The organism is Variovorax sp. GW821-FHT09B01, assembly GCF_059418345.1.
The window spans coordinates 291,735-314,386 of record NZ_JBWKPQ010000007.1; the positions used below are offsets into that span (position 1 = coordinate 291,735).

The following is a 22,652-nucleotide window of genomic DNA, read 5'->3' on the forward strand; positions in this document are numbered from 1 at the left end:
ACATCGGGTAGACCGCATGCCCTGGATCCTTCTCGCCGTCGCCCTCTGCGTGGCCCTGCATCTAGGCGCCATCGCCCTCGCAGCCACACGCTTCGGCATCCCGATCCGCGAGTTCAGCTACGGCCTCGGCCCCACGCTGCTGCACGCGGGCCGGCTGCGGATCAGGACGCTGCCGGTCGGCGGCCAACTGATCCTCAAGGACACGAACACCGAGCCGGTCGAATCGGGCAAGGCGCATGACGCCCTCGATCTGCAGCCGCTCGCGACCCGGCTGGCGATCGGCGCGGCCGGCCCGTTCGCGCTGCTGGTGCTGGCCGTGGCGGTGCTGCAGTCCGAGGGCCTGGCGACCTTCGCCAGCGGGTTCGCGCAATGCATCGCGGGGGGCTTCGAGCCCTTCGGCGAGGCGCAGCGCCTGCTGTGGTCGGCCAGTGATGTCACGACCGCCTCGCCGTTTCCGACGCTGCTCGCGCTCGTCGCCGCCAAGTTCGCCGCCGTCAACCTGCTGCCGTTTCCGGGCAGCAACGGCAGCTTCCTGCTGCAGGCCTTGCTGGAGCGCACGCCGCTGATGAAGCGCTGGCCACCCCTGGCAACGCAGCTCGGCCTGCTGCTGTTCTTCGGCATGGCGTTCTCCTGGCTGCTCGCGCTGGCCGTGTATGGCCTGCATGCCGCGGGCATCGACGTCATGGCCTGACGACCCACTCCCCTTTTTCTCGAACACCGCCTCGCCATGCCCACAGACGACATCGGATTCCTCGTTGCCTATGCCATCGCCGGCGGCGCCGCCACGGCCGGCCTGCTGCTGCCATGGATACGCCGCATCCCGCTCGAGCTGCACCGCGTCTGGACCCTCGACCACCAGAACTACCGGCCGCTGCTCGCTTCGCCCGATGACCTCGAACTGCCGCGCAAGAGCCGCATCGCGCTGATCGCATCGGGCGCCCTGCTGTGCCTGGGGCTGGCGCTGGCGCGCGGCGTGTCGCTGCAGACCACCTTCCTGTGCATCCTGCTGCTGGGCTGGGTGCTGCTCACGGCGATCAACCTGCGGCACCGCGTGCTGCCCGACTGGATCGTCTACCGGCTGCTCTGGATCGGCCTGCTGTATCACGCTTACACCGGCAACGCCTCCGCGCAGGTCATCGGCGCCGCGGCGGGCTACCTCGTGCCCTGGCTCGCGACCCTGCTGATACGGCGGCAGACCGGGCAGGAGGCGATGGGCCACGGCGACTTCAAGGCCTTCGCGGTGGCGGGCGCGTGGTTCGGCTGGTCGGCGCTGCCGACGATCTACGGCGTGTTCCTGCTGACGACCCTGCTGCTGGCGCTGGCCGTGCGGCTGTTGCGGCGTCCGCTGGCCGAGCCCGGCCTGCCCACCGGCCCGGGCCACCTGCTGGCGGCCACGGTGGTGGCGCTGGGCGTGCGCTTCATCTGAGGCCGGCTGGCGGCGCCTCGCGCCGCGCCGCGGCCTCCAGCCGCATCACCTTCCACGCACACAAGGTCCCCGCCACCGCGAGCAGCGCCGCCAGCGCGAACATCGTACGGTAGCCGAAGGCCTGCGCCACCGCGCCGCCCAGCAGCACGCCGAGCACGCCGCCAAAGCCGTAGCCGATGACGGTGAACAGCGCCTGGCCGCGTCCGCGCAGCCGGCCCGGGAAACGGCGCGACACCACGGCGATGCAGGTGGTGTGGTGGGCCGCGAAGCTCAGCGCGTGCAGCCACTGGGCCACGACCAGCGCGGCGATCCAGCCGCCGAGGCCGGCGGTCAGGCCCAGCCGCGCGACGGCCGCGATGCCGCACACCAGCATCCAGCGCGGCATCGGCAGCAGGCCGATCAGCCGGCCCTGCAGGAAGAACCAGACGATCTCGGCCACCACCGACAGCGCCCACAGCAGGCCGATGGTGCTCTTGCCGTAGCCGAGCGAATCGAGGTAGAGCGAGAAGAAGGCATAGACCGAGAAGTGCGACATCACCTGGAAGAACAGCGCGGCGAAGAACCACTGCACGACGCGGTTGCGCAGCACCGGGCCGATGGGTTCGCCAGGCGCGTCGTGCGCGGCCACGGGCTCGCGGCTGTCGGGCAGGCGCAGGGTGGCGAACAGCACCAGCGCCAGGGTGCCGGCGGCCCAGGCCGGGAAGTGCTTCATGCCGAAGCGGTCGAACCACTCGCCCGCGACGAACACCGTGACCAGGAAGCCGGCCGAGCCGCACAGCCGGATGCGCCCGTAGCGGCCCCAGTCGCCGGCCACGAGGTGCGCCATGGCCGCCTCGGTCAGCGACATCATCGAGCTGGTGTGGGTGAACATCAAAAGCAGCACCAGCGCCAGCCACCAGGGGCCGCCGCTCCACCACAGGCCGAAGGAACTGAGCAGCGCGATCGCGGCGCTGATGCGCAGCAGCAGCACGCGCTGGCCCGTGTGGTCGCTGAGCGCGCCCCAGGCATAGGGCGCGAACACGCGCGTGACCGACTGCACCGAGGCCAGCAGGCTGATGGTGAAGATCGGCAGCCCCTGGTCCTTGAGCCACAGCGGCAGGTAGGGATTGAAGAAGCCGATGTGCGCGAAATAGCTGGCCGACAGGCCAGCGAACGCCAACAGGTGGCCGCGCCCGGCCACGGGTGGCGGCGCGGACACTAGAGGAAGGACGCCTGCGGCGACGTGGCCTGGGTCTTCTCGTTGTCGCCCTGCACGTCACCGCATTGGGCGCGGTGGCGCAGCGCATGGTCCATCACGACCAGCGCGAGCAGCGCCTCGGCGATCGGCGTCGCGCGGATGCCCACGCAGGGGTCGTGGCGGCCCTTGGTGACCACCTCGACCGGGTTGTTGTTCACATCGATCGACTGGCGCGGGCTGATGATCGAGCTGGTGGGCTTGATCGCGATGCTGACCTCGAGGTCCTGCCCCGAGCTGATGCCGCCGAGGATGCCGCCCGCGTTGTTGCTGAGGAAGCCGTTCGGCGTGATCGAGTCGCCATGGGTGGTGCCGCGCTGCGTCACGCTGTCCCAGCCGGCGCCGATCTCGACCGCCTTCACGGCATTGAGGCCCATCATCGCGTAGGCGATGTCGGCATCGAGCTTGTCGTAGAGCGGCTCGCCGAGGCCGACGGGCACGCGGGTGGCGGTCACGCGCACGCGCGCGCCGCAGGAGTCGCCGGCCTTGCGCAGCCGGTCCATGTAGTCCTCGAGCGCGCTCACGTCGGCGATCGGCGCGAAGAAGGGATTGTTCGGCACGTGGTCCCAGCTCTCGAAGGGAATCGCGATCTCGCCGATCTGCGTCATGCAGCCGCGGAACACCATGCCGTACTTTTCTGCCAGCCACTTCTTGGCGACCGCGCCGGCCGCGACCGTGGGCGCGGTGAGCCGGGCCGAGGAGCGTCCGCCGCCGCGCGGGTCGCGGATGCCGTACTTCTTGTGGTACGTGAAGTCGGCGTGGCCCGGGCGGAACTGCTGGGCGATCTGGCCGTAGTCCTTGCTGCGCTGGTCGGTGTTCTGGATCAGCAGCGCGATCGGGGTGCCGGTGGTCTTGCCCTCGTACACGCCCGAGAGGATCTGCACCGCGTCGGGTTCGTTGCGCTGGGTGACGTGGCGGCTGGTGCCGGGACGGCGGCGGTCGAGGTCGGCCTGGATGTCGGCTTCGCTGAGCGCCATGCCCGGGGGGCAGCCGTCGATCACGCAACCGATGGCCGGGCCATGGGATTCCCCGAAATTGGTGACCGCGAAGAGATGTCCGAAGGTGTTGCCGCTCATGGGCGGGGATTATCCCCCGCAATGCGGGGCCGGGCGGCGCGGCGCCCGAATGCCCGAGGGCAATGCCCGCGCGGCCTACTCGGTGGCGCCCTCGAGCCGACGCGCCAGCGTGCCGAGCTGCAGCTCGATCGAGAACAGCCGTTCGTTGAGCACCGCGGTCTGCAGCCGGATCGCCTCGACGATCGCGCGGGTCTGCGGATCGGGCGTGTTGTCGACCAGCTCCGCGAGGTCGTGCAGCTTCTTGCGCAGTTCGTTGCTCATGGACTCTCCGTGGGGTTCGTTCGGTGACGCGGCCAGTATGGGCCCGGCCCGGCCTCAGGGCAACGCATCGGCCGCGGCGGGCCGGGTTTGTCCCGAGCGGCGCATGACCACGGCCAGCAGCGCCGCGATGGCCAGCAGCACCACCACGCCGATGCCGGCCATCAGGTGCAAGCCGCGCAGCAGCGCCGTGCGCGCATCGGCCAGCAGCTCGGCACCGGCCGCACCGCCGAGCTGCCCGGCCAGCGCCACGGCACCGCCGAGCGTGCTGCGCGCGGCCTCGACCGCGGCGGCATCGCCGAGCGAGGCCGGCACGGCGTCGGCCATCATGGCGCGGTAGACCGCCGCGCCCACGCTGCCGAGGATGGCGATGCCCAGCGCGCCGCCGAATTCGGAACTGGTTTCCGAAATCGCCGAGGCCACGCCCGCGCGCTCTGGCGGCGCGCTGCCCACCACCAGGTCGGTCGACAGCGTGAACACGACCGCCAGTCCGAGCGAGGACACGACCATGCTGCCCACCAGCAGCGCCAGGCCGCCCTGCACCGGCAGCGCGACCAGCAGCGCGAAGCCCAGTGCCGCGACCACGAGTCCGCCCGTCATCGCATGCACCGGCCGCACGCGCCGCGTGAGCGCGGGCGCCGCCATCGAGCCGACGATGAAGGCGCCCGCGCTGGGCACGCTCCACAGGCCGGCCTGCAGCGGCGACAGCCCGAGCACCATCTGCAGGTACTGGGCCTCGTAGAGGAACAGCCCGAACATCACGAAGCACGACAGCATGTAGGCGCCCAGCGCCACGCTGAAGGCCGGCGCGCGGAACAGCCGCAGGTCGATCATCGGATCGGCCAGCCGGCGCTGGCGCCGCACGAACAGCCAGCCGATGGCCAGCCCCACCGCGATGGCGGCGAGCGACAGCGCGCTCGCGCCGTGCTCGGCCGTCTGCTTCACGCCGTAGATGGCCGGCAGCACCGCGCCCAGCGACAGCGCCACGCTCGCGAGGTCGAGCCGCGCGGCCTCGGGGTCGCGGTACTCGGGCAGCAGTACGGGGCCGAGCACCAGCAGCAGCACCATCACGGGCACGCCGACCAGGAACACCGAGCCCCACCAGAAGTACTCGAGCAGCACGCCGCCGACCACGGGGCCGATGACCGCGCCCGCCGAGAAGCTCGAGATCCAGACCCCGATGGCCAGCGTGCGCTGACGCGGGTCGAGGAACATGTTGCGGATCAGCGAGAGCGTGGACGGCGCCAGCGTCGCGCCGGCCACGCCGAGCAGCGCGCGGGTGGCGATCAGCATGTTGGCGCTGTTCGAGAAGGCCGCCAGCACCGAGGCCAGGCCGAAGGCCACGGCACCGATCAGCAGCAGCCGGCGCCGCCCGATGCGGTCGCCCAGCGTGCCCATGGTGACCAGCAGGCCCGCGACCAGGAAGCCGTAGATGTCGACGATCCACAGCAGTTGGGCCGCCGTGGGCTTGAGCGCCTCGCTGATCGCGGGGATCGCGAGGTTCAGCACCGTGAGGTCCATCGAATAGAGCATGCACGGCAGCGCGATGACGGCCAGGCCGATCCATTCGCGCACCGTGGCGCGCGGCGGCGCGGCGCCGCTCATCGAGGGCCCTCGGGGCCGGGGCCGAACGAGAGGATCGGCCGCAGCTCGATGCTGCCGTTGCGCGCGGACGGGATGCCGGCCGCGATCCGCAGTGCTTCCTCCTCGCTGCCGGCCTCGACCAGGTAGAAGCCGCCGAGCTGTTCGCTGGTCTCGGCGAAGGGGCCGTCGGTCACGGACAGCCGGCCGCGGCGCATGCGCACGGTGGTGGCGGTCTCGGCGGGCTGCAGGGCCTCGGCCTCGACCAGCTGGCCGCGCGCGCGCAATTGCGCGTCGTAGTCGATGTGTTCCTGGATGTAGTGCGCCATGTCGAGCGGCGGAGCCTCGGTTTCGTAGATCAGGCAAAGGTACTTCATGCGGCACTCCCCTCGGCGGCGTCCATGCTCTGGATCGGACGGACTTCGATGCTGCCGTGGCGCGCCATCGGGATGTGGCCCGCGAGCTGGATCGCGACGTTGAGGTCGCGCGCCTCGATCAGGATGAAGCCGCAGAGCTGCTCGCGCACCTCCGCGAACGGCCCGTCGACGTGCGAGGCCTTGCCGTCGCGCACGCGCACGACCTTGGCGGACCTGGCGCTCGCCAGCACGTCGGCGGCGATGAAGTGGCCGTTCTTCTCGAGCTCGCGGTCGTAGGCCATCGAGTCTTCGTCGAGCGCGCGCCGCTCGTCGGGCGACAGGGTGGCGAACAGGGCCGGGTCGCAGTGGACGAGGCAGAGGTATTTCATGCGGAATCTCCTTTCGGATGGAATGAGGACACCACTGGTCGATCGGCGAGGCGCCGGATCGACATGCGGGCGCGACGAACTGCAACTATTTTTCTATCCGGGCAAGGACGCCAGTTGCCGCGCGAGGAACTGCCGCTCGGGCTGCTGCCGGGCCAGCGCGAGCGCGCGCTCGTAGGCGCCGCGCGCCTCGCCGAGCCGGCCGAGGCGGCGGCACAGCTCGGCCCGCGCGCCATGCGCGAGGTGGTAGTCGGCCAGCTCGCCGCGCGCGAACAGCGCATCGACCAGCGCCAGGCCCGCGGCCGGGCCGTCGCGCATCGCGATCGCGGCCGCGCGGTTGAGTTCGGCCACGGGCGAGGGATCGAGCCGCAGCAGCACGTCGTAGAGGCCGACGATCTGCGGCCAGTCGGTGGCCTCGGCACGCTCGGCCTCGGCATGGACCGCGGCGATCGCGGCCTGCAGCGCATAGGGGCCGAAGCGGCGCGAGCGCAGCGCGCGCTCGACCAGCGCGGCGCCCTCCTCGATCTGCGCGCGGTGCCAGAGGCCGCGGTCCTGCTGGTCGAGCAGCACGATCTCGCCCTGCGCCGAGGTGCGCGCGGCACGGCGCGCATCGTGCAGCAGCATCAGCGCCAGCAGACCCAGCGCCTCGGGCGCGGCCTCGGCGCCGGGCAGCAGCTCGACCAGCAGCCGGCCCAGCCGGATCGCCTCGGCCGAGAGGTCGGCGCGCGTCAGGCTCTGGCCCGAGGAGGCGGCATAGCCTTCGTTGAAGACCAGGTAGACCACGCGCAGCACGGCGTCGAGCCGTTCGGACAGCTCGGTGCGCGTGGGCACCTGGTAGGGAATGCGTGCGTCGCGGATGCGGGCTTTGGCGCGCACGATGCGCTGCGCGATGGTCGGCGCGGGCACCATGAAGGCACGCGCGATCTCCTCGGTCGCGAGTCCGCAGACCTCGCGCAGCGTGAGCGCCACCTGGGCATCGGGTGAAAGGGCCGGATGGCAGCAGGTGAAGACCAGGCGCAGGCGGTCGTCCTCGAGTTCGTCGGTGTCGGCGTCCCAGCCCGGCGCGGGGTCGGCCAGCGCCTCGGCGCGCTCGGCCGATTCGTCCCAGGGGGAGAAGCGCGCCTGGCGCCGGATGGCGTCGATCGCCTTGAAGCGCCCCGCCGACACCAGCCACGCGCGCGGGTTCGCGGGCACGCCCTGTGCCGGCCATTGTTCGAGCGCGGCGCGGAAGGCCTCGTGCAGCGCCTCCTCGGCGCGGTCGAAATCGCCGAGCAGGCGCACCAGCGTGGCGAAGATGCGGCGCGATTCGCCGCGGTAGACCGCCTCCAGCGTGGCGCGCACCGGGTCCGTCATGCGGCGGGTTCCGGCCTGCCCAGCCAGCGTTCGAGCCGCACCATCGAGCCGGTCCAGCCGTGTTCGTGGCCCTCGCGCGCGGCCTGATCGAAGAACTGCTCGTGCAGCAGCTCGAGCTCGCAGCCGGTGCCGGCCGCATCGGGCTCGAGCCGCACCGTCACGCGCGATTCGCGCTCGGGCGTGCTGCGCCAGGCCCAGCTGAAGACCAGCCGGCGCCGCGGCACGATCTCGAGGTAGGTGCCGCTGACGTCGTGCGTCTCGCCGTCGGCCGCGAGCATCGCCACGCGGAAGCGTCCGCCCACGCGCAGGTCGACCTCGGCATGCGGCACCGCGACGATCTCCTCGGGACCGAACCAGTGCCTCAGCGCTTGCGGGTCGGTCCACGCGCGCCAGACCTTGTCGGGCGCGACGGCGTAGTGGCGGCGGAGGGTGAGGGAGGGACGCCCGGTGTCTGGGCTGGCAGGTTCCGCCATTCGGTTTGCTCCTGGTGGTAGAGAAAGCGCGCCAAGGCATCGAGGCGCCCGGTCCAGAACTTCTCGTAGCGCGACAGCCACACGGCGGCCTCCTGCATCGGCCGCGGCGAGAGCTCGCAGCGCACGACACGGCCTTCCTTCGTGCGCGAGATCAGCCCCGCGTCCTCGAGCACGCGCAGGTGCTTCATGAAGCCCGTGAGCGACATCGCATGCGGCGCGGCCAGCTCGGTCACGCTGAGGCTGCGCTCGCCCAGGGTCTCGAGCACCGCGCGGCGCGTCGAGTCTGCGAGCGCGGCGAACACGGCATCGAGGGCAACGGGCGCGGGCGGCGCGGCGGCATCTGAGTGAACCATGCGGTTGAGTATCTGGAGCCGGCGCGCCAGCGTCAAGGCGTGGGGATATCGCAGTCGGCCGCGGGAACGCTTTATGCGTGCTGCGGCGCAGCATCCCCACTCGCCGCAAAGGAGCTTCCATGCTGGACCGTACCGCCACCCAGTTCTCCCACGTCAAACCGGGCGACACCGAATTCGTCTCGGGCGGACTGCGCGACTTCTTCCTCTACCGCGACCTCGGCGTGGCCGCCGCCACCAACGGCAAGGTGATCGCGCACCTCGTCAAGGCCAACATGGCACCGGAAGCGGGCACCGGCTGGCATCGCCACGAGGCCGACTTCCAGATCGTGATCATGGTCAAGGGCTGGGCCCGCTTCATGTACGAGGACAAGGAAACCCTGGTCGAAGCCGGCGACGTGGTGCACCAGCGCCCCGGCATCCGGCACTTCCTGTTCGACTACTCGCCCGACATGGAGTACCTGGAGATCGTCTCGCCGGCCGACTTCAAGAGCGTGGATGTGGAGCCGGTGTGCGAGATTCCGGCGCCTACGCCCTGGAAGTAGGAATCGCGGGCACTCAGCGCAGGCCGAAACCCACGCTCGTGCTGCACTCGGTGTCGAGGTGCAGCACGCGGCCCTCGCCGTCGAACAGCAGCCAGCCATCCGCGACCGGCCGCATGCGCGGCCCGAATTCGCCGGGCCAGTGCAGCGTGGCGGCGAGCCCGCCGTCGTGCACCCGCAGCCACTGCACCCGGCACGCCGACCCGGACGCCTGCACCGCCGTCACCAGCCACGCCATGTCGACCTGCGCGCGCAGCGTGCGCGCCTCCCGGCCCGAGACCCGCAGCTCGCCCGCGTGATTCGCCGTGATGTGCCAGTGCAGGCGCAGCTTCGCCTCGCCATCGACGTCATCCTCGGCGTCGTCCTCGGCAATGAGATGGAAGGCACCGAAATCCGGATGCAGCAGGCGCATCGACGTCACGCCCTCGGGCTTCGCGATCGCCTCGCGGCCCTGCAGGCGCCGCTGCCCCGCGCCGTAGCGCCAGAGCGTCGGCGTGCCCGACGGATCGGCAACCACGAACTGCTCGCGCGCCTGCGTCACGCGCAGATCGAGCACCGACCCCGGCAGGTCGGCGACCTGCCACAGCACCTCCTGCAACGAACGCGCGGTATCGAGCACCTGGATGCGGTTGGCCCGGGTCACGGTCCAGCCGATGCCGTCGAACTCCGTGCCGAAGCCGTCGACGGCGACCATCCCGAGATCGACGACCCGGCGCTGCACGAGATCGATACGGCTCACGCGCCACAGCCCGTCGCGCCGGGCCAGCGCCAGCGCGACCTGCCCGCTGTACGCCGCGACGAGCCGGTCGGCCGGCACCGGAAAGCGCGCCAGGGTCCGGCCCGCGGCATCGCAGACCAGCACGCCCGCCTCGCCGAGCGCGAGCAGGTAGCGGCCCGGCTCGAGCAGCGTCGCGTCGTGCACCGGATGCGCGCCGGCCGCGGGCGCCTCGAGCGCCAGCACCGACGGCCGGCTCAGCAGCGGCACGACCCGCAACCCCGGCATCTCCCCGCCGGGCATGTCCGCCTGCAACAGCGGGTCGGCATGCAGCCGCAGCAGCCCCTGCATCTCCTTCGCCCCGAGGCGCCCCTCGCCATGCGCGTGGTCGGCCACCAGCGCGGGAATCACCACGGCCGCGAGGCCACGCGAGCCGTCGTTGTGCTGCGTGACCGCGAGCAGCTCGGTCGCCAGCGCGGCGCGCTCGCGGTGCAGCCTCGGGTCGTCGCGCAGCGCCCGCAATCGCGGCGCGCAGGCCGCGAGCGTGTCGGGCAGCAGCACCGCGCGCTGCACCAGCGCGCGTGCCGCCAGCTGCCCCTCGGCCGCTTCCGCGGCCAGCAGCCAGGCGATGGCCTGCTCGCGCGCCGCCGGCAGCGGCCAGACCGCGTCGACCGCGCGCAGCCATTCGCCGCGCTGCGCCAGCGCTTCGCCCCACTCCAGGCGCAGCCGGTTCGCGGCGTCGGGCCACTTGTCCTGCAGCTGCAGCACGGCCTGCGCGAAGGCGTTGTCGCGCCGCGCCACCGCGACCGCGCGGCGCCAGTCGCCGGCCAGGCACAGCAGCCGCACGATCACCACGGACGGGCGGTCCCAGGCCAGCGCGAGTTCGGCGGCCTGCAGCGCGCGCCCGTGCTTCTCGAGGTAGTCGAGCGCCTCCTGGCGCGACTGCAGCAGCTCGGCCAGCACGAACACGGCCTCGTCGATGCGTCCCTCGCGGTCGAGCTTCTCGAAGCTGCGGCGGTAGAGCTGGCGCAGGTGCGACTCGAAGTCGTGGCCCAGGTAGATGCTCGAGCGCGGCCCCAGCGCGCCGCTGAGCGACAGGCTGTCGCGCCGGCCCGGCGTGCCGAAGGCCTGGCCGCCATCGAAGGCGTCGTTGCCCTCGCCGCCGAGCGGAATGGCATGGCGCAGCGCCTCCATCAGGTCGCCGTCGTCGAACATCTTGAGCATGCGCTGCATGTAGGCCGCCTGCTGGCGGCCGATCAGCTTCGACAGCCGCGACGCGACCGCCATGCGCGCCAGCCAGTCGCGCCAGCGCGAGCGCTGCGGCTGCCCCTCGCCGCGCGGCGGCAGCGTGGCCGGCGCCGGCGCCGGCACCGGCGCGCCCGCGCGGGTGGCGACGTCGATCTCCCGGCGCGCGCGGGCCCGCTCCTGCCTGCGCCAGAGGGCCCAGGACGCGAGCACGATCAGGACCAGAGAGGCGAGCAGCACCAGGGCCAGCGTGCCGTCGGGCGCCACCACGCCCTGCGACGCAGCAGCAGCCGGCGGTGTGGTGGCGCGCGTGGGCGAGCGGCTGTCCTCGCCCGCGAGGTAGAGCCCCAGCAGCGCGAACGCTACCAGCACCCACACCCAGCCCTGGCGCGAGGGCCGGCCGGCCGGCCCCGCCATCGGCACCGTGCGTTCGGCGCGTTGCACGGGCGGTGGCGGCGTGGGCACCAGCGGCACCCGCGGGCGCGGCTGCCTCGACGCACGGCGATGGAAGGCGCGCAGCCCCCATACCGCGAGCGCCACCAGCAGCATCACGCCGAGGAAAGCCCCGGCCGAGCCATCGGCGAACGGCGAGGTGCTCGCGGTCGTGGACGAGGAACCGCCTGGCTGCTGTGCGTTGAACATGAGAAAGCCCAGCAGCACCAGCGCGAAGGCGACCCAGGCGAGCCAGTACCGTGGCGGCTTGCCCTCCGCGTCCCCCTCTGTCGCGGATGGCGCGCGGCGCGCCTTGGCGTCCTGTGCCAGCTTTTGCAGGAACTCCACCTGCGCCTGGCTCGCGGGCGGGATCGCATCGCCGAGCAGTTCGCGCACCGTGCGGCCCTCGGTGTCGAGCACCACGGGCTCGGGCAGGAGCTCGCGGCAGTCGAAGGTGTCGAGCAGCGCCGGGCCGCCAGCCAGCCACTCGGAGGGATCCACCGCCACGGCCTGCGCGAACTGCAGTGATCGCACCTCGCCGCCCTGCACCAGCCAGACGTCGGCCGCGGGCAGCAGGGCCCGCTCTTCCTTCGCGAGTTCCGCGGAGCACAGCGTCGTGCCCTCGCGCCGCAGCGGCCAGCCGGCCGCCGCATCGCCATCGAGCAGCACCGGCTGCGCGAAGCGCAGCAGGTCGCCGGCCTCGAAGCGGCTCAGTTGCGCGCCGGGCCGCCAGGCATCGAGGATGCGCTGCGCGCGCGCGGCCTCGTGCAGCCAGTCGGCGGGAAACCACAGCCCCGCGACCGGCTGCCGCCCCTTGAGCAGCGGGCGATGCACCTGCGCCGCGGGCATGCGCGGCGACGATCCGGCGTCAGCCATTCGCGCCTCCCTCGGCATGGAAGAAGCCCAGCAGCACGCGCAGCGACAGGTCGAACAGGATCAGCTTGCGGTGCAAGGTCAGCATGGCGGCCAGGCCGGTGTTGGGGCAGACGGCGATCTTCTCGATGCGCTCGGGTGCGTGGTAGACGGTTTCGGCGCCGGCGCTCGAATGCAGCACCAGCGCGCTGCGGTCGGACGACAGGCCCGTCATCGCGAAGCGGCCCCGGTGCGCATCGAAGATCAGCGCGATCGCCTTGTGCGCACCGATCTCGAACGCACGCCAGGCATGCGGATGCTCGCGGTACGGTCCCCGGTAGTCGGGATTGGGCGCATGGATGCGCCAGCGCTCCCGGCCCTCGCCGCCGTCGTCGGCCGAGAGCCGCACCGCGCAGGCGCCCAGGCCGAGCCGCCAGTGCCTGCCACCGGCCAGAAAGACGCGCGTGTCCTCGGGCGCGGTGCCGATCGGCAGCACGGTCGCCGGGCCGGTATCGACGCTGAGGCGGCACAGCATCAGCTGGCCCGAGCGGCGCGCCACGTAGACCAGCGCATCGTCGGCCCACTGGCTGATGCACAGCACGCTGCGCTCCACCAGCGCGGGACTGGCTTCCTCGGGCTTCGGCCGGCTCGCCGCACGCGCCGTCCAGCTCACCAGCCGGCCGGCACGGTCGAGCAGGCAGACCTTCTGCACGCCACGGTGGCGCAGCCAGGCCATCGGCAGCCACACGCCGAGGCCGGGCGGTGCCGAGAGCCGGTCTTCCTCCTGTGCCTCGACGATCGCGGCGAGGCCCGGCACCTGCCAGAAGTACATCGCCGCCTCGCTGTTGAGCACCCCGCCCAGCCGCTTGCCGCCGAAGGCCAGCGCCAGCGGCGCGGCCTGGTCGCGCCACTGCTGATGGCCGATCTTGCCGGCCTTCTTCTGGCCCTGCTGCGGCACGAAGTACACGGCGGCGCCGGGCTGGTCGAGCAGCGGCACCGCCACGTGCCGGCCCTGCCAGCCGATCACCGGCGGCCGCTGCAGCGACACGCGGGCGCGGTGGCGCTGGTGCAGGTCCTTCGGCGGGGACGGCGCGAACTCGCCCTTCAACAGCCGCACCGCGGCCTTGGTCGCGGGCAGCGGCAGCTGTGCATGCCGCACGCCCGCCACGTCGGACAGCGAGACCTCGAGCACATCGCCCTGCACCGCGCGGCGCAGCCGCACGCGGTGGCTGGTCCAGCGCTCGGCGGCGGGCGGATCGACCGCGGCCTCGCCGATCAGCCAGCACTCGCCGGGCGCCCGCTCGAGCTTCTCGAGCGCGAGCCGCCAGGCCGCCGCCTGCGCCGCATCGGCGGGCACGAAGCTGCGGCCCAGCAGCAATGCCCGCAGCTGCTTCGCGTCCTGGGCGTCGCGCAGCACGCCGGGCTGCTGCAGCGTGCCCCACTGCAGCAGGCTGCCGGTCTGCGCCGCGCGCCGCGCCAGCAGGATCCAGAGCGCGAGCTGGCCCAGCCGCGGCGCGCCCCATTGCAACGGCCCGGCGTCGAAGAGCGCGACGATGCCCTTCTCGGCCTCCCGTGCACGCGGGCGCGGGGCCAGGAACAGGTGCTCGCTCGAGGCGGCGCGGCGCAGGAACTCGTCGGGCAGCTCGTCCGCCAGCAGCCATTCGGTCGCCAGCAGGCGCTCGTAGCGGCCGCGCCGGCGCAGGTCGTCGAGGCCGTCGAATTCAGGCGCCGTGGCCTTCACCTGGCCGCGGAAACGGCCGAGCAGCGGCTGCATGCGCTGCAGCAGCGCACCGAGCTCGCCCGTCAGCTCGGGCGCGAACCAGGCCAGCCATGGGTGCCATGGCCGCAGCGCCTCGGGCAGCTCGGTGGCGGCCGGCGCGGCGGTCATGCGGACACGCCCTCCCAATGCCCCTCGATGCGCGCGAGCAAAGCGGCCGACAGCGGCAGCAGCCGGTCGAGCGGCAGCACGGCCTCGGGCCGCGGCCACAGCAGCAGCGGCTGGCGCTGCGGATGGCGGCGCTGCAGCGCGCGCGCCACCAGGTCGATCGGGCGGTCGGGCGCCTCGAGCACCGGCAGCCAGAGGCCCGGTGCCGCTTCGCTCGGCCCGGCATAGGCGATGCCGTCGACCCAGGGCAGCGCGTCGGCCCGGCCGACCACGACCAGCAGGTCGCGCCCCGCGGTCGCCGACAGCCCCTGGCACTGCGCGGGCTCGAGCTTCAGCAGCCGCTGGTGCAACGCGCGCGCCGTCGCGCCCCAGGCCACCGCGGCGCCCGCAGGCAACGGCTCGCCGCGCGGCCGCCAGCGCCAGTCGATCGAACCGGCCAGGCTCATGCGGCGACGGCGAGACGCTCGACCAGCCGGCCGCGCCATTCGACCAGCGCCTCGGGCAGGTGCTCGCCGCCGAAGTTCGCGTCGATCTCGCGCAGCACGCTCTCGATGCGCAGGCGCTCGGGCGCGGCCTCCTCGGCCAGGCAGCCGCGCGCCGCTTCCGCCAGCCGCGCGGCGCGCGACAGCGGCTGCAAGGTCGCCTCCTCGACCGCGCTCAGCAGGTGCGGATGGGCGGCGTTGGCGAAGACGTCGCGCAGCACGTCGCGCGCGCTCTGCTGCGCCTCGTGGGTCGGCAGCACGTAGAGCAGCGGCCAGAGGTCGGCCTCGCTGGTCTGCAGCCGGCCGGCAAGCACCGCGGCGGCGGCCAGCAGCCGCTGAGACTTCACGATGCGCCGGTCCGACAGCGTCACGCCCGCCTGCCGCAGCTGGCGGATGGCATTGGCCAGCGCCGGCTGCACGCCGCCGAGGTCGACCTGCTGCAGATGGCGGCAGAGGACGTCGAGGTCCGCGAGCGCACCGCCGCCTGCGGCCGGCGCATGGTCGGAGCGCCAGCCGCCGCTGAGCATGGCCTCGAGCTGGTGGTCGGGCAGCGGCTCGATGAAGGCATGCAGCAGGAAGCGGTCGCCGAAGGCCGCGAGGCTCTCGTCGTCGGGCAGCGCGTTGGCCGCGCCCACGCACACGCGCAGCGGGCAATGCAGCTGCGTGTGGCCGCGCCGGAAGCGGCGCTCGTTGAGCACGCCCAGCAGCGTGTTGAGGATGGCGGTGGAGCCCAGGAAGACCTCGTCGAGAAAGGCGACGTCGGCCTCCGGCAGCATGCCGCTCACGTCGGTCTCGACGGTGCCGGCGCGCAGCTTGTTGAGGTCGACCGGGCCGAACAGCTCCGAGGGCTCGGTGAAGCGCCCGAGCAGGTATTCGAAGTAGCGCCCGCCCAGCGCCTGCGCCACGCGCCGCACCACCGCGCTCTTGGCCGTGCCGGGCGGGCCGATCACCAGCAGGTGTTCCTGGGCCACGGCCGCGAGCACGATCAGCTCGGCCAGCTGGTCGCGACCGACGAGGCCGTCGGTGGCCGATCGGATCGCATGGCGGACGTGTTCTGCGGCGGCCTGGAGTGATGTGTCGGTCATCTGAAAAAAGCGTTGCACTTCGAAACAGCCGGCTAGTGTGCCGCAGAGCCGTGACCCAGCAATCCGCACACGTCTTCACGAGGTGTCGTTGAAACCAGCAGCATCCCAGGCCCACCACCTCAAGCGGGCGCTCAATATGAAGGGGAGGGACTGGATGCAGCAGCCGCTGCGGGCTGCGCCCCCGCTCATGCGCCTGATCCAATGAAAATGCCCCGCTCGTGCGGGGCATTTCAGTCCAAGCGACTCGCAGACTATTTACACAGCCTGGAAGTGAGCGGTTTCATGGCTTCCAAAGCTCAGGCAATGGCTAATCCATATCCAGGTGGACATTCGCGTGCGAACGGTTCGCGTCGCGCATCCGCTTGTTTGCTTCCTCGCGATCTTCGGCCTTTTCAACGAAGACCGGCGCACGCGGAATCTTTTCCGGCTCTCGAGTCGTCGACCCGCTCGACACGTTGTGCGCATGCGCATATCGCGATACCACGAGTCCAAGCAAATCTTTCAAGCTCATTTCGGCCTCCAATTCGCCATCAAGGCATCCAACCTGACCCGAGACTGGGACCCCGCCTTGAGATCAAAGTTCATGTAGTCACCGTCCCCGACACATCGCCAGTACTCCGGGCCTCCTTTGAGGTCTATCACATCCGAAACATTGGGGCAACCGGCCACGCCGGCCGGATAGTACGGAAAATCGCGTGCCATAACCCCTGTCGCGGGGAGAAGAGCCATATCGAAGCCGTATTTGGGCCACGCGACATAGCCGCCCCAGCGACGCACGGTACCTGAAGCCTTCGCGGAAGGAGGCATATCGGCCCAGTTTCGCCCTCCTGCTGCGAACAGTCGCAGCCTGGTACCGCCTCCCGGCAAGGTCGCGTTCGCGGCAGCAGCGATCAGGGAAACCATATGCCCAGCGATCCCCTTGTGAGAATCATTGAACATGATGAGCTTGAGATAAATGCTCGCTGCGTGGATGTGGCCATCGAGGTAGATCACGAACTCGTTCGGTTCCTCGAGGTAGGCGTCATTCGATACGGTGATCAAGAGGCCAAGAGGCACTTGCTCGCCATCGGGCAACTCCGCATGAGTCCAAGCCAGCTTTTCAGTCAGCGTGATGGTTGATCCGCTGGGAGCACCGCAAAGCTGGATGATTTGCAGGGCATTCAGCGGAAATCCAAGTAGCCCGCTGATCCGGTTCGTCGCCCCGACAACCTTGCAGGTCGTTGCATCAAAGTGCGCTGCCTGAAACTGCGCCGCGTCGGCACTCATCGCCATTTTTTGATCCTCCCGGCGCCAATGTAACCGAGCGTCACATCTGAAGCCGTGAACTCTCTCGCAGCGGTCTTACTGCCGCTCACGCGAAAGCCTCCGTCGCAGACGTCGCCAGGAAATCCGCGCGGTTCGCGGATTTCGACACGCTCGCTATCGCGCGTGCGCGCATGTTCTCGCGATGTGACACCTCGCCTTGCGGCTGTTCGTCATGTGCGCAGGCTCACGCAGGCGGCCCATCGCGGCCTGCCCGAAGCCTTCAAGGTTCGTTAGACGACGGCAGACCTCAGGACGCGCCGAAACGCGGCGCGCGCTTCTGCAGGAAGGCCGCGACGCCCTCGCGCGCATCGGCGCTGCCCGCGCGCTCGCGCAGCAGGCGGTGCTCGAGCGCCAGGTGCGCCTCGAGCGTGCGGCCCGGCGCATCGGCGCACAGCGCCTTGATCGCGGCGAAGGACCCGGGCGCGCCTTCGGCCAGCCGCCGCGCCAGCGCCTCGCCGGCCGCGGCCAGTTCGGCGTCGGGATGCAGCGCATCGACCGCGCCGGCCGCCAGGCAGCGCTGGCTGTCGATGGGGTCGCTGAGCATCAGCCACTGCTGCGCGCGCAACGCCCCGATGCGGCGCGCGAGGAACCACGAGCTGCCCGCATCGGGCGACAGGCCGATGGCCGCGTAGCCGGTGCGCAGCTTCATCGACTCGGCCGCGAGCACGAAGTCGCCGGCCAGCGCGAGCCCCACGCCTGCCCCGCCGACCGCGCCGTTGAGCACCGTCACGAGCGGCGCCGGGCCGTTCACCAGCCGCAGCAGCGCCGGATGCAAGGCATCGAGGATCTCATCGACCAGCGCGGGCAGGTCTTCCCCGGCCGCGACGAACTCCTCGATGTCGCCGCCGGCGCAGAACACCCGACCTTCGCCGGTCAGCAGCACCACGAGCGGCGCGGCCGCCAGCACCTCGTCGATCGCGCGCACCAGCGCGCGGCTGCTCGCGGCGCCGATCGCGTTGGCGCGCTCGGGCCGGCGCAGCACGATGCGACCGATGCCCTCCTCCACCGACCAGGCGATGCCGTGCTCGAGCGGCATCTCAGATGCCCGTGAGGCCGCCGGTGCACATCAGCGTCTGGCCGCTGACGTAGTCCGACTCGGGAATGCACAGCAGGTAGACCGCGCCGGCCGCTTCCTCGGGCGTGCCGCCGCGGCCCAGCGGAATGGTCTGCTCCATCATCGACAGCAGGCCGGGGTTGATGCCGACCTTGATCTCGCGGCCGTCGATGTTGGCGGTAGTGGCATCGGCCGCGCTCGCGGTCAGCCGGGTCTGGATGAAGCCGAAGGCCACGCAGTTGACGGTGACGTTCATGCGCCCCCATTCCTTGGCCAGCGTCTGCGTCATGCCGACGATGCCGGCCTTGGCGGTCGCGTAGTTGGCCTGGCCCGCGTTGCCGAACAGCCCGGCCACCGAGGAGATGTTGACCACCTTGCGCACGTTGCGCCGGCCAGCCTCGGTCTCGGTCTTCGAGAGCTGGCGGATCACGGGCTGCGCCGCGCGCAGGATGCGGAACGGCGCGGTCAGGTGCACGTCGAGCATGGCGTACCACTGCTCGTCGGTCATCTTCTGCACCACGCTGTCCCAGGTGTAGCCGGCGTTGTTGACGATGATGTCGAGGCCCTGGAACTCGCTGACCGCGGTGCCGACGAAGCGCTCGGCGAAGTCGGGCGCGGCCACGCTGCCGTTGCAGGCCACGGCCTGGCCGCCGGCGGAGCGGATCGCCTGCACGGTCTCGTCCGCGGGGCCGGCGTCGAGGTCGTTGACCACCACCCGCGCGCCTTCCGAGGCGAGCTTGAGCGCGATCGAGCGGCCGATGCCGCGGCCCGAGCCGGTGATGAGAGCGACCTTGCCTTCGAGTCTGGATGTCATGTCTGGATGTCTTTCTTCGTTGGGTCTTCAGGCGAGCGCCACGAGCGCCTCGCCTGCGATGCGCACCTGGCCGTGCTGGTTGGTGCTGCTGACTTCGACGCGCACGCAGCGCTCGCCATCGCGCTCGAGCTTCTCGACCACGCGGCCCGTGCAGCGCACCGCATGGCCCAGGTGGGTCAGGCCCTGGAAGCGCACGTCGAAGCGGCGCAGTTGCGACTGCGGTGCCCACTGCGTGAGCAGCCGGCCGAGCCAGGCCATGCCCAGCATCCCCTGCGCGAACACGTCGGGCATGCCGGCGCGGCGCGCGAAGTCGATGTCGATGTGGATCGGGTTGTGGTCGCCCGAGGCGCCCGCGAACAGCGCGAGCGTGGTGCGGTCGACCGGCGGCAGTTGCAGCGGCGGCAGTTCGTCGCCGACCTGCACGGTGTCGTGGTTCGGTGCGGTCATGGGGTTCCTCGGGCTCAATGCCGGCAGACGATCACGGTGCGCAGCTCGGCCACCAGTTCGTCGCGCTGGTTGGTGGCACGCGAGCTCTTCACCACGAACTCGAGCGCGCCGTTCTTCTTGTCGTAGATGTCGGTGATGGTCGAGCGCACCGTCACGGTGTCGCCCGCGCAGGCCGCGCGGTGGTAGCTGAAGCCCTGCTCGCCGTGCAGCAGCTTGGCCAGCGGTATGCCCAGGTCGGCCAGCAGCTGGTTGGACGCGCCCGAGTCGAGCTCGGCCGCGAACAGAAAGGTGGGCGGCGCCGGCAGGTCGGCATAGCCGGCATCGCGCGCGGCGGCGGGGTCGGTGTAGACCGGATCGGTCTCGCCGATCGCCTTGGCGAAGAACTGCAGCCGCGTGCGCTCCAGCGGCAGCACCGAGGCGGGCAGCTCGTGGCCGATCCATTTCCTGTCGATCATCGCCGGGCCTTTCTTCAGACTCGTTCGTAGAGCGTGACCACGCAGGCGCCGCCCAGGCCCAGGTTGTGCTGCAGCGCGAGCCGCGCGCCCTCGACCTGGCGCTTGTCGGCCGTGCCGCGCAACTGCTGGACCAGCTCGGTGCATTGCGCGAGCCCGGTGGCGCCCAGCGGGTGGCCCTTGGACAGCAGCCCGCCCGACGGATTGGTCACGACCTTGCCGCCATAGGTGTTGTCGCCGTCGACCACGAACTTCTCGGCCCCGCCCACCGGGCACAGGCCCAGCGCCTCGTAGCTGATGAGTTCGTTGTGCGCGAAGCAGTCGTGCAGCTCGACCACGTCGATGTCCTGCGGGCCGACGCCCGCGGCCTCGTAGACCTTCTGTGCCGCCTCGCGCGCCATGCTGAAGCCGACCACTTCGCGCATGTCGCGCGCCTCGAAGCTCACCGGGCGGTCGGTGGTCATGGCCTGGGCCTTGATGCGCACGCTGCGGTCCAGGCCGTGGCGCTGCGCGAACTCGGCCGAGCAGACGATGGCGGCGGCCGCGCCGCAGGTCGGCGGACAGGCCATGAGCCGCGTCATCACGCCGGGCCACATCACGGGCGTGGCCAGCACCTCGTCCTCGGTCACGACGCTGCGGAACAGCGCCACCGGGTTGTTCGATGCATGGCGGCTGGCCTTGGCGCGGATCTTCGCGAAGGTCGACAGCTGCGTGCCGTACTGCTGCATGTGGGCCAGGCCCGCGCCGCCGAAGTAGCGCAGCGCGAGCGGCACCTGCTCGTTGCCGACCAGCTCGTCGGTGATGGCCTCGAAGCGGTCGAAGGGGCTGGGCCGGTCGTTGAACACCGCGCCCAGCGCGCCCGGGCTCATGTGCTCGAAGCCGAGCGCGAGCACGCAATCGGCCGCGCCGCTGGCCACGGCCTGGCGCGCGAGGAACAGCGCGGTCGAGCCGGTCGAGCAGTTGTTGTTGACGTTGACCACCGGGATGCCGGTCATGCCGACCTCGTAGAGCGCGCGCTGGCCGGCCGTGGAGTCGCCGTAGACATAGCCCACGTAGGCCTGCTGCACCTGCTCGTAGCCGATGCCGGCATCGGCCAACGCCGCGTTGAGGGCCTGCGCCGCCATCTGCGGATAGGGCAGGTTCGCGCCGGGCTTGGTGAAGGGGATCATGCCGACACCGACGACATGCACATCCTGGGTCATGGGAATTCCTCTCTGTGTAATGAATGGAAGCGAAACGAAAAGATCAGGCGATCGCGCGCTGGCGGTCCTTCCAGAACGGCTCGCGCAGCTTGGTCTTGAGCACCTTGCCGGCGCCCGAGAGCGGCAGCGCCTCGACCAGCGCCACGCTGCGCGGGCACTTGTAGCCCGCGATCAGGGTCTTGCAGTGCGCGATCAGCTCGTCGGCCGTGACCGGCTGCCCCGGCTTGGCGACCAGCACCGCATGCACGGCCTCGCCCCACTCCTCGCTCGGGATGCCGATGACCGCGCAGGCCGCGACCGCCGGATGCTGGGCGATGGCATTCTCGACCTCGGCCGAGTAGATGTTCTCGCCGCCGCTGATGATCATGTCCTTCATGCGGTCGACCACGAAGATGAAGCCGTCGTCGTCCATGTAGGCGCCGTCGCCGGTGTGCATCCAGCCCTCGCGCACCGCGGCGGCCGTCTGCTCGGGCTTGTTCCAGTAGCCGAGCATCACGTTCGGCCCGCGCACCGCCACCTCGCCCACCGTGCCGCGCGGCACCTCGGCGCCCTCGGCATCGACGATGCGCACTTCCATGCAGAAGCTCGCGCGGCCGGCCGAGCGCAGCTTGCCGGCCTTGCGGCCCTCGACCGTGTGGTACCAGGCGGGGTTGATGGTGGCGACCGGCGACAGCTCGGTCATGCCGTAGGCCTGCACGAAGTCCACGCCCGGCAGCGCCGCCATCGCGCGGTTGAGCACGGCCTCGGAGATCGGCGAGGCGCCGTAGGCGATGCCGCGCAGGCTGCCGAGCTCGCGCGGCCTGTCGCGCATGGCGGGATGGTCGACCAGCATCTGGATCATGGTGGGCACCAGCAGCGTGTGGGTCACGCGCTCGCGCTCGATCGCATCGAGCACGGCCTCGGGGTTGAACATCGGGATCACCACGTGCGTGTTGCCCTGGAACCAGTGCGGCCCCGAGATGCCCATGTCGGCCAGGTGGAACATCGGCGCCGCATGCAGGTAGCAGCCCTGGACCGGCGCCATGCCCTCGGCCTGGGCGGCCAGCGCCGAGGCGCAGAGGTTGGCGTGGCTCAGCATCACGCCCTTGGGAAAACCCGTGGTGCCGCCGGTGTAGAAGATGCCGGCGAGGTCGTCGCCATGGCGGTAGGCGTCGGGCACGGGCGCCGCGCTGTCGAGCAGCGCCTCATAGCCGAGCATGCCGGCGGGCACCGCGCCGTCGCCGCAGTAGACCAGCTCGCGCAAGGTGGTGGACTGGCCGCGCAGTTGCTCGGCGGCGGCGCGGAAGGCGTCGTCGACCAGCAGGATCTGCGAGCCCGAGTCCTCGAGCGAATAGAGGATCTCGGCCGGCGACCAGCGGATGTTGCAGGGATTGAGCACGCCGCCGCCCCAGGGCACGGCCATCTGGTATTCGAGGTAGCGGTCGGAATTGAGCGACAGCATCGCGACCCGGTCGCCGTTCTTCATGCCGAGCTTCTGCAGCGCGCCGGCCAGCCGGGCCACGCGTTCGCCGAATTCGCGGAAGCTCTTGCTGCGGCTGCCGAAGCGCACCGCGGTCTTGTCCGGTTTCTGCTGCATCGCGCGGTGCAGCGCCTGGGTCAGGTACATGGTGGCTCGTCTCCTAATCGTTGGTCTTGTCGTCACGCCTT

General features: G+C 71.2%; 24 protein-coding genes. 3 read left to right on the forward strand and 21 right to left on the reverse strand.

Annotated features, from left to right (window positions below; all coding sequences use genetic code 11):
- The first annotated feature begins 16 nt into the window (after nucleotides 1–16).
- Together AC07RV_RS21895 and AC07RV_RS21900 are read left to right on the forward strand one after the other, a co-directional pair.
- Complete coding sequence (locus tag AC07RV_RS21895; RefSeq protein WP_296789341.1) at nucleotides 17–691, forward strand: site-2 protease family protein; 675 nt, start codon at nucleotides 17–19, stop codon at nucleotides 689–691.
- Nucleotides 692–727: 36 nt separating this feature from the next.
- Nucleotides 728–1,426, forward strand: a complete 699-nt coding sequence (locus AC07RV_RS21900; RefSeq protein ID WP_296789340.1) for a prepilin peptidase — start codon at nucleotides 728–730, stop codon at nucleotides 1,424–1,426.
- Here the strand turns inward: AC07RV_RS21900 and AC07RV_RS21905 are convergent.
- The 9 genes from AC07RV_RS21905 to AC07RV_RS21945 all read right to left on the reverse strand — a co-directional run bounded on the left by AC07RV_RS21905 (nucleotide 1,419) and on the right by AC07RV_RS21945 (nucleotide 8,496).
- Entirely contained in the window at nucleotides 1,419–2,624 is a 1,206-nt protein-coding gene (locus tag AC07RV_RS21905) for an MFS transporter (RefSeq protein ID WP_296789339.1), read from the reverse strand. The genes AC07RV_RS21900 and AC07RV_RS21905 overlap by 8 nt on opposite strands.
- Nucleotides 2,624–3,736, reverse strand: a complete 1,113-nt coding sequence (gene aroC, locus AC07RV_RS21910; protein WP_296789338.1) for a chorismate synthase — start codon at nucleotides 3,734–3,736, stop codon at nucleotides 2,624–2,626. Before aroC ends, AC07RV_RS21905 begins: the two co-directional genes overlap by 1 nt.
- Nucleotides 3,737–3,811: 75 nt before the next feature.
- Complete coding sequence (locus AC07RV_RS21915; protein WP_296789337.1) at nucleotides 3,812–3,997, reverse strand: hypothetical protein; 186 nt, start codon at nucleotides 3,995–3,997, stop codon at nucleotides 3,812–3,814.
- A 54-nt stretch (nucleotides 3,998–4,051) separates the two neighbouring features.
- Entirely contained in the window at nucleotides 4,052–5,599 is a 1,548-nt protein-coding gene (locus tag AC07RV_RS21920; protein WP_296789335.1) for an MFS transporter, read from the reverse strand.
- Nucleotides 5,596–5,952: a YciI family protein gene (locus AC07RV_RS21925; RefSeq protein WP_261216487.1), complete on the reverse strand. Its 357-nt coding sequence runs from the start codon at nucleotides 5,950–5,952 to the stop codon at nucleotides 5,596–5,598. Before AC07RV_RS21925 ends, AC07RV_RS21920 begins: the two co-directional genes overlap by 4 nt.
- Nucleotides 5,949–6,320 (reverse strand): YciI family protein, encoded by a 372-nt coding sequence (locus tag AC07RV_RS21930; protein ID WP_296789332.1) that lies wholly within the window; start codon nucleotides 6,318–6,320, stop codon nucleotides 5,949–5,951. Before AC07RV_RS21930 ends, AC07RV_RS21925 begins: the two co-directional genes overlap by 4 nt.
- Before the next feature lie 93 nt (nucleotides 6,321–6,413).
- Nucleotides 6,414–7,670, reverse strand: a complete 1,257-nt coding sequence (locus tag AC07RV_RS21935; RefSeq protein WP_296789331.1) for an RNA polymerase sigma factor — start codon at nucleotides 7,668–7,670, stop codon at nucleotides 6,414–6,416.
- On the reverse strand, nucleotides 7,667–8,143 hold the full coding sequence (locus AC07RV_RS21940; RefSeq protein WP_208511282.1) for an SRPBCC family protein: 477 nt from the start codon (nucleotides 8,141–8,143) through the stop codon (nucleotides 7,667–7,669). Before AC07RV_RS21940 ends, AC07RV_RS21935 begins: the two co-directional genes overlap by 4 nt.
- Entirely contained in the window at nucleotides 8,032–8,496 is a 465-nt protein-coding gene (locus AC07RV_RS21945) for an ArsR/SmtB family transcription factor (RefSeq protein WP_208511283.1), read from the reverse strand. Before AC07RV_RS21945 ends, AC07RV_RS21940 begins: the two co-directional genes overlap by 112 nt.
- A 119-nt stretch (nucleotides 8,497–8,615) precedes the next feature.
- On the opposite strand from AC07RV_RS21945, the gene AC07RV_RS21950 reads away from it, so the two are divergent.
- A complete protein-coding gene (locus tag AC07RV_RS21950) occupies nucleotides 8,616–9,038 on the forward strand; it encodes a cupin domain-containing protein (protein WP_093355827.1) in 423 nt (140 codons plus the stop codon).
- Between the two features lie 13 nt (nucleotides 9,039–9,051).
- Here the strand turns inward: AC07RV_RS21950 and AC07RV_RS21955 are convergent, their stop codons facing one another.
- The 12 genes from AC07RV_RS21955 to AC07RV_RS22010 form a co-directional block, all read right to left on the reverse strand.
- Entirely contained in the window at nucleotides 9,052–12,303 is a 3,252-nt protein-coding gene (locus tag AC07RV_RS21955) for a bpX6 domain-containing protein (protein ID WP_296789330.1), read from the reverse strand.
- Nucleotides 12,296–14,167 carry a hypothetical protein gene (locus tag AC07RV_RS21960; protein WP_296789329.1) on the reverse strand — a complete coding sequence of 624 codons (1,872 nt, stop codon included), beginning with the start codon at nucleotides 14,165–14,167 and terminating at the stop codon, nucleotides 12,296–12,298. The genes AC07RV_RS21955 and AC07RV_RS21960 overlap by 8 nt, the downstream gene beginning before the upstream one ends.
- Nucleotides 14,164–14,610 carry a bpX5 domain-containing protein gene (locus AC07RV_RS21965; RefSeq protein WP_296789327.1) on the reverse strand — a complete coding sequence of 149 codons (447 nt, stop codon included), beginning with the start codon at nucleotides 14,608–14,610 and terminating at the stop codon, nucleotides 14,164–14,166. The genes AC07RV_RS21960 and AC07RV_RS21965 overlap by 4 nt, the downstream gene beginning before the upstream one ends.
- Nucleotides 14,607–15,731, reverse strand: coding sequence for an AAA family ATPase (locus tag AC07RV_RS21970; RefSeq protein WP_296789326.1), 1,125 nt, complete (start codon nucleotides 15,729–15,731; stop codon nucleotides 14,607–14,609). Before AC07RV_RS21970 ends, AC07RV_RS21965 begins: the two co-directional genes overlap by 4 nt.
- Before the next feature lie 307 nt (nucleotides 15,732–16,038).
- Entirely contained in the window at nucleotides 16,039–16,242 is a 204-nt protein-coding gene (locus tag AC07RV_RS21975; protein WP_143129343.1) for a hypothetical protein, read from the reverse strand.
- Nucleotides 16,239–16,997, reverse strand: coding sequence for a hypothetical protein (locus tag AC07RV_RS21980; protein WP_296789325.1), 759 nt, complete (start codon nucleotides 16,995–16,997; stop codon nucleotides 16,239–16,241). Before AC07RV_RS21980 ends, AC07RV_RS21975 begins: the two co-directional genes overlap by 4 nt.
- Nucleotides 16,998–17,283: 286 nt before the next feature.
- On the reverse strand, nucleotides 17,284–18,072 hold the full coding sequence (locus AC07RV_RS21985) for an enoyl-CoA hydratase-related protein (RefSeq protein ID WP_296789324.1): 789 nt from the start codon (nucleotides 18,070–18,072) through the stop codon (nucleotides 17,284–17,286).
- Between the two features lies 1 nt (nucleotide 18,073).
- Nucleotides 18,074–18,904 carry an SDR family NAD(P)-dependent oxidoreductase gene (locus AC07RV_RS21990; RefSeq protein ID WP_296789323.1) on the reverse strand — a complete coding sequence of 277 codons (831 nt, stop codon included), beginning with the start codon at nucleotides 18,902–18,904 and terminating at the stop codon, nucleotides 18,074–18,076.
- 27 nt (nucleotides 18,905–18,931) lie between these two features.
- Nucleotides 18,932–19,351 (reverse strand): MaoC family dehydratase, encoded by a 420-nt coding sequence (locus tag AC07RV_RS21995; protein ID WP_203201704.1) that lies wholly within the window; start codon nucleotides 19,349–19,351, stop codon nucleotides 18,932–18,934.
- Nucleotides 19,352–19,365: 14 nt separating this feature from the next.
- Nucleotides 19,366–19,806 (reverse strand): MaoC family dehydratase N-terminal domain-containing protein, encoded by a 441-nt coding sequence (locus AC07RV_RS22000; RefSeq protein WP_093355806.1) that lies wholly within the window; start codon nucleotides 19,804–19,806, stop codon nucleotides 19,366–19,368.
- 14 nt (nucleotides 19,807–19,820) lie between these two features.
- Entirely contained in the window at nucleotides 19,821–21,005 is a 1,185-nt protein-coding gene (locus AC07RV_RS22005; protein WP_296789321.1) for a lipid-transfer protein, read from the reverse strand.
- Between the two features lie 43 nt (nucleotides 21,006–21,048).
- On the reverse strand, nucleotides 21,049–22,611 hold the full coding sequence (locus tag AC07RV_RS22010; RefSeq protein WP_296789320.1) for a long-chain-fatty-acid--CoA ligase: 1,563 nt from the start codon (nucleotides 22,609–22,611) through the stop codon (nucleotides 21,049–21,051).
- Nucleotides 22,612–22,652: the final 41 nt, after the last annotated feature.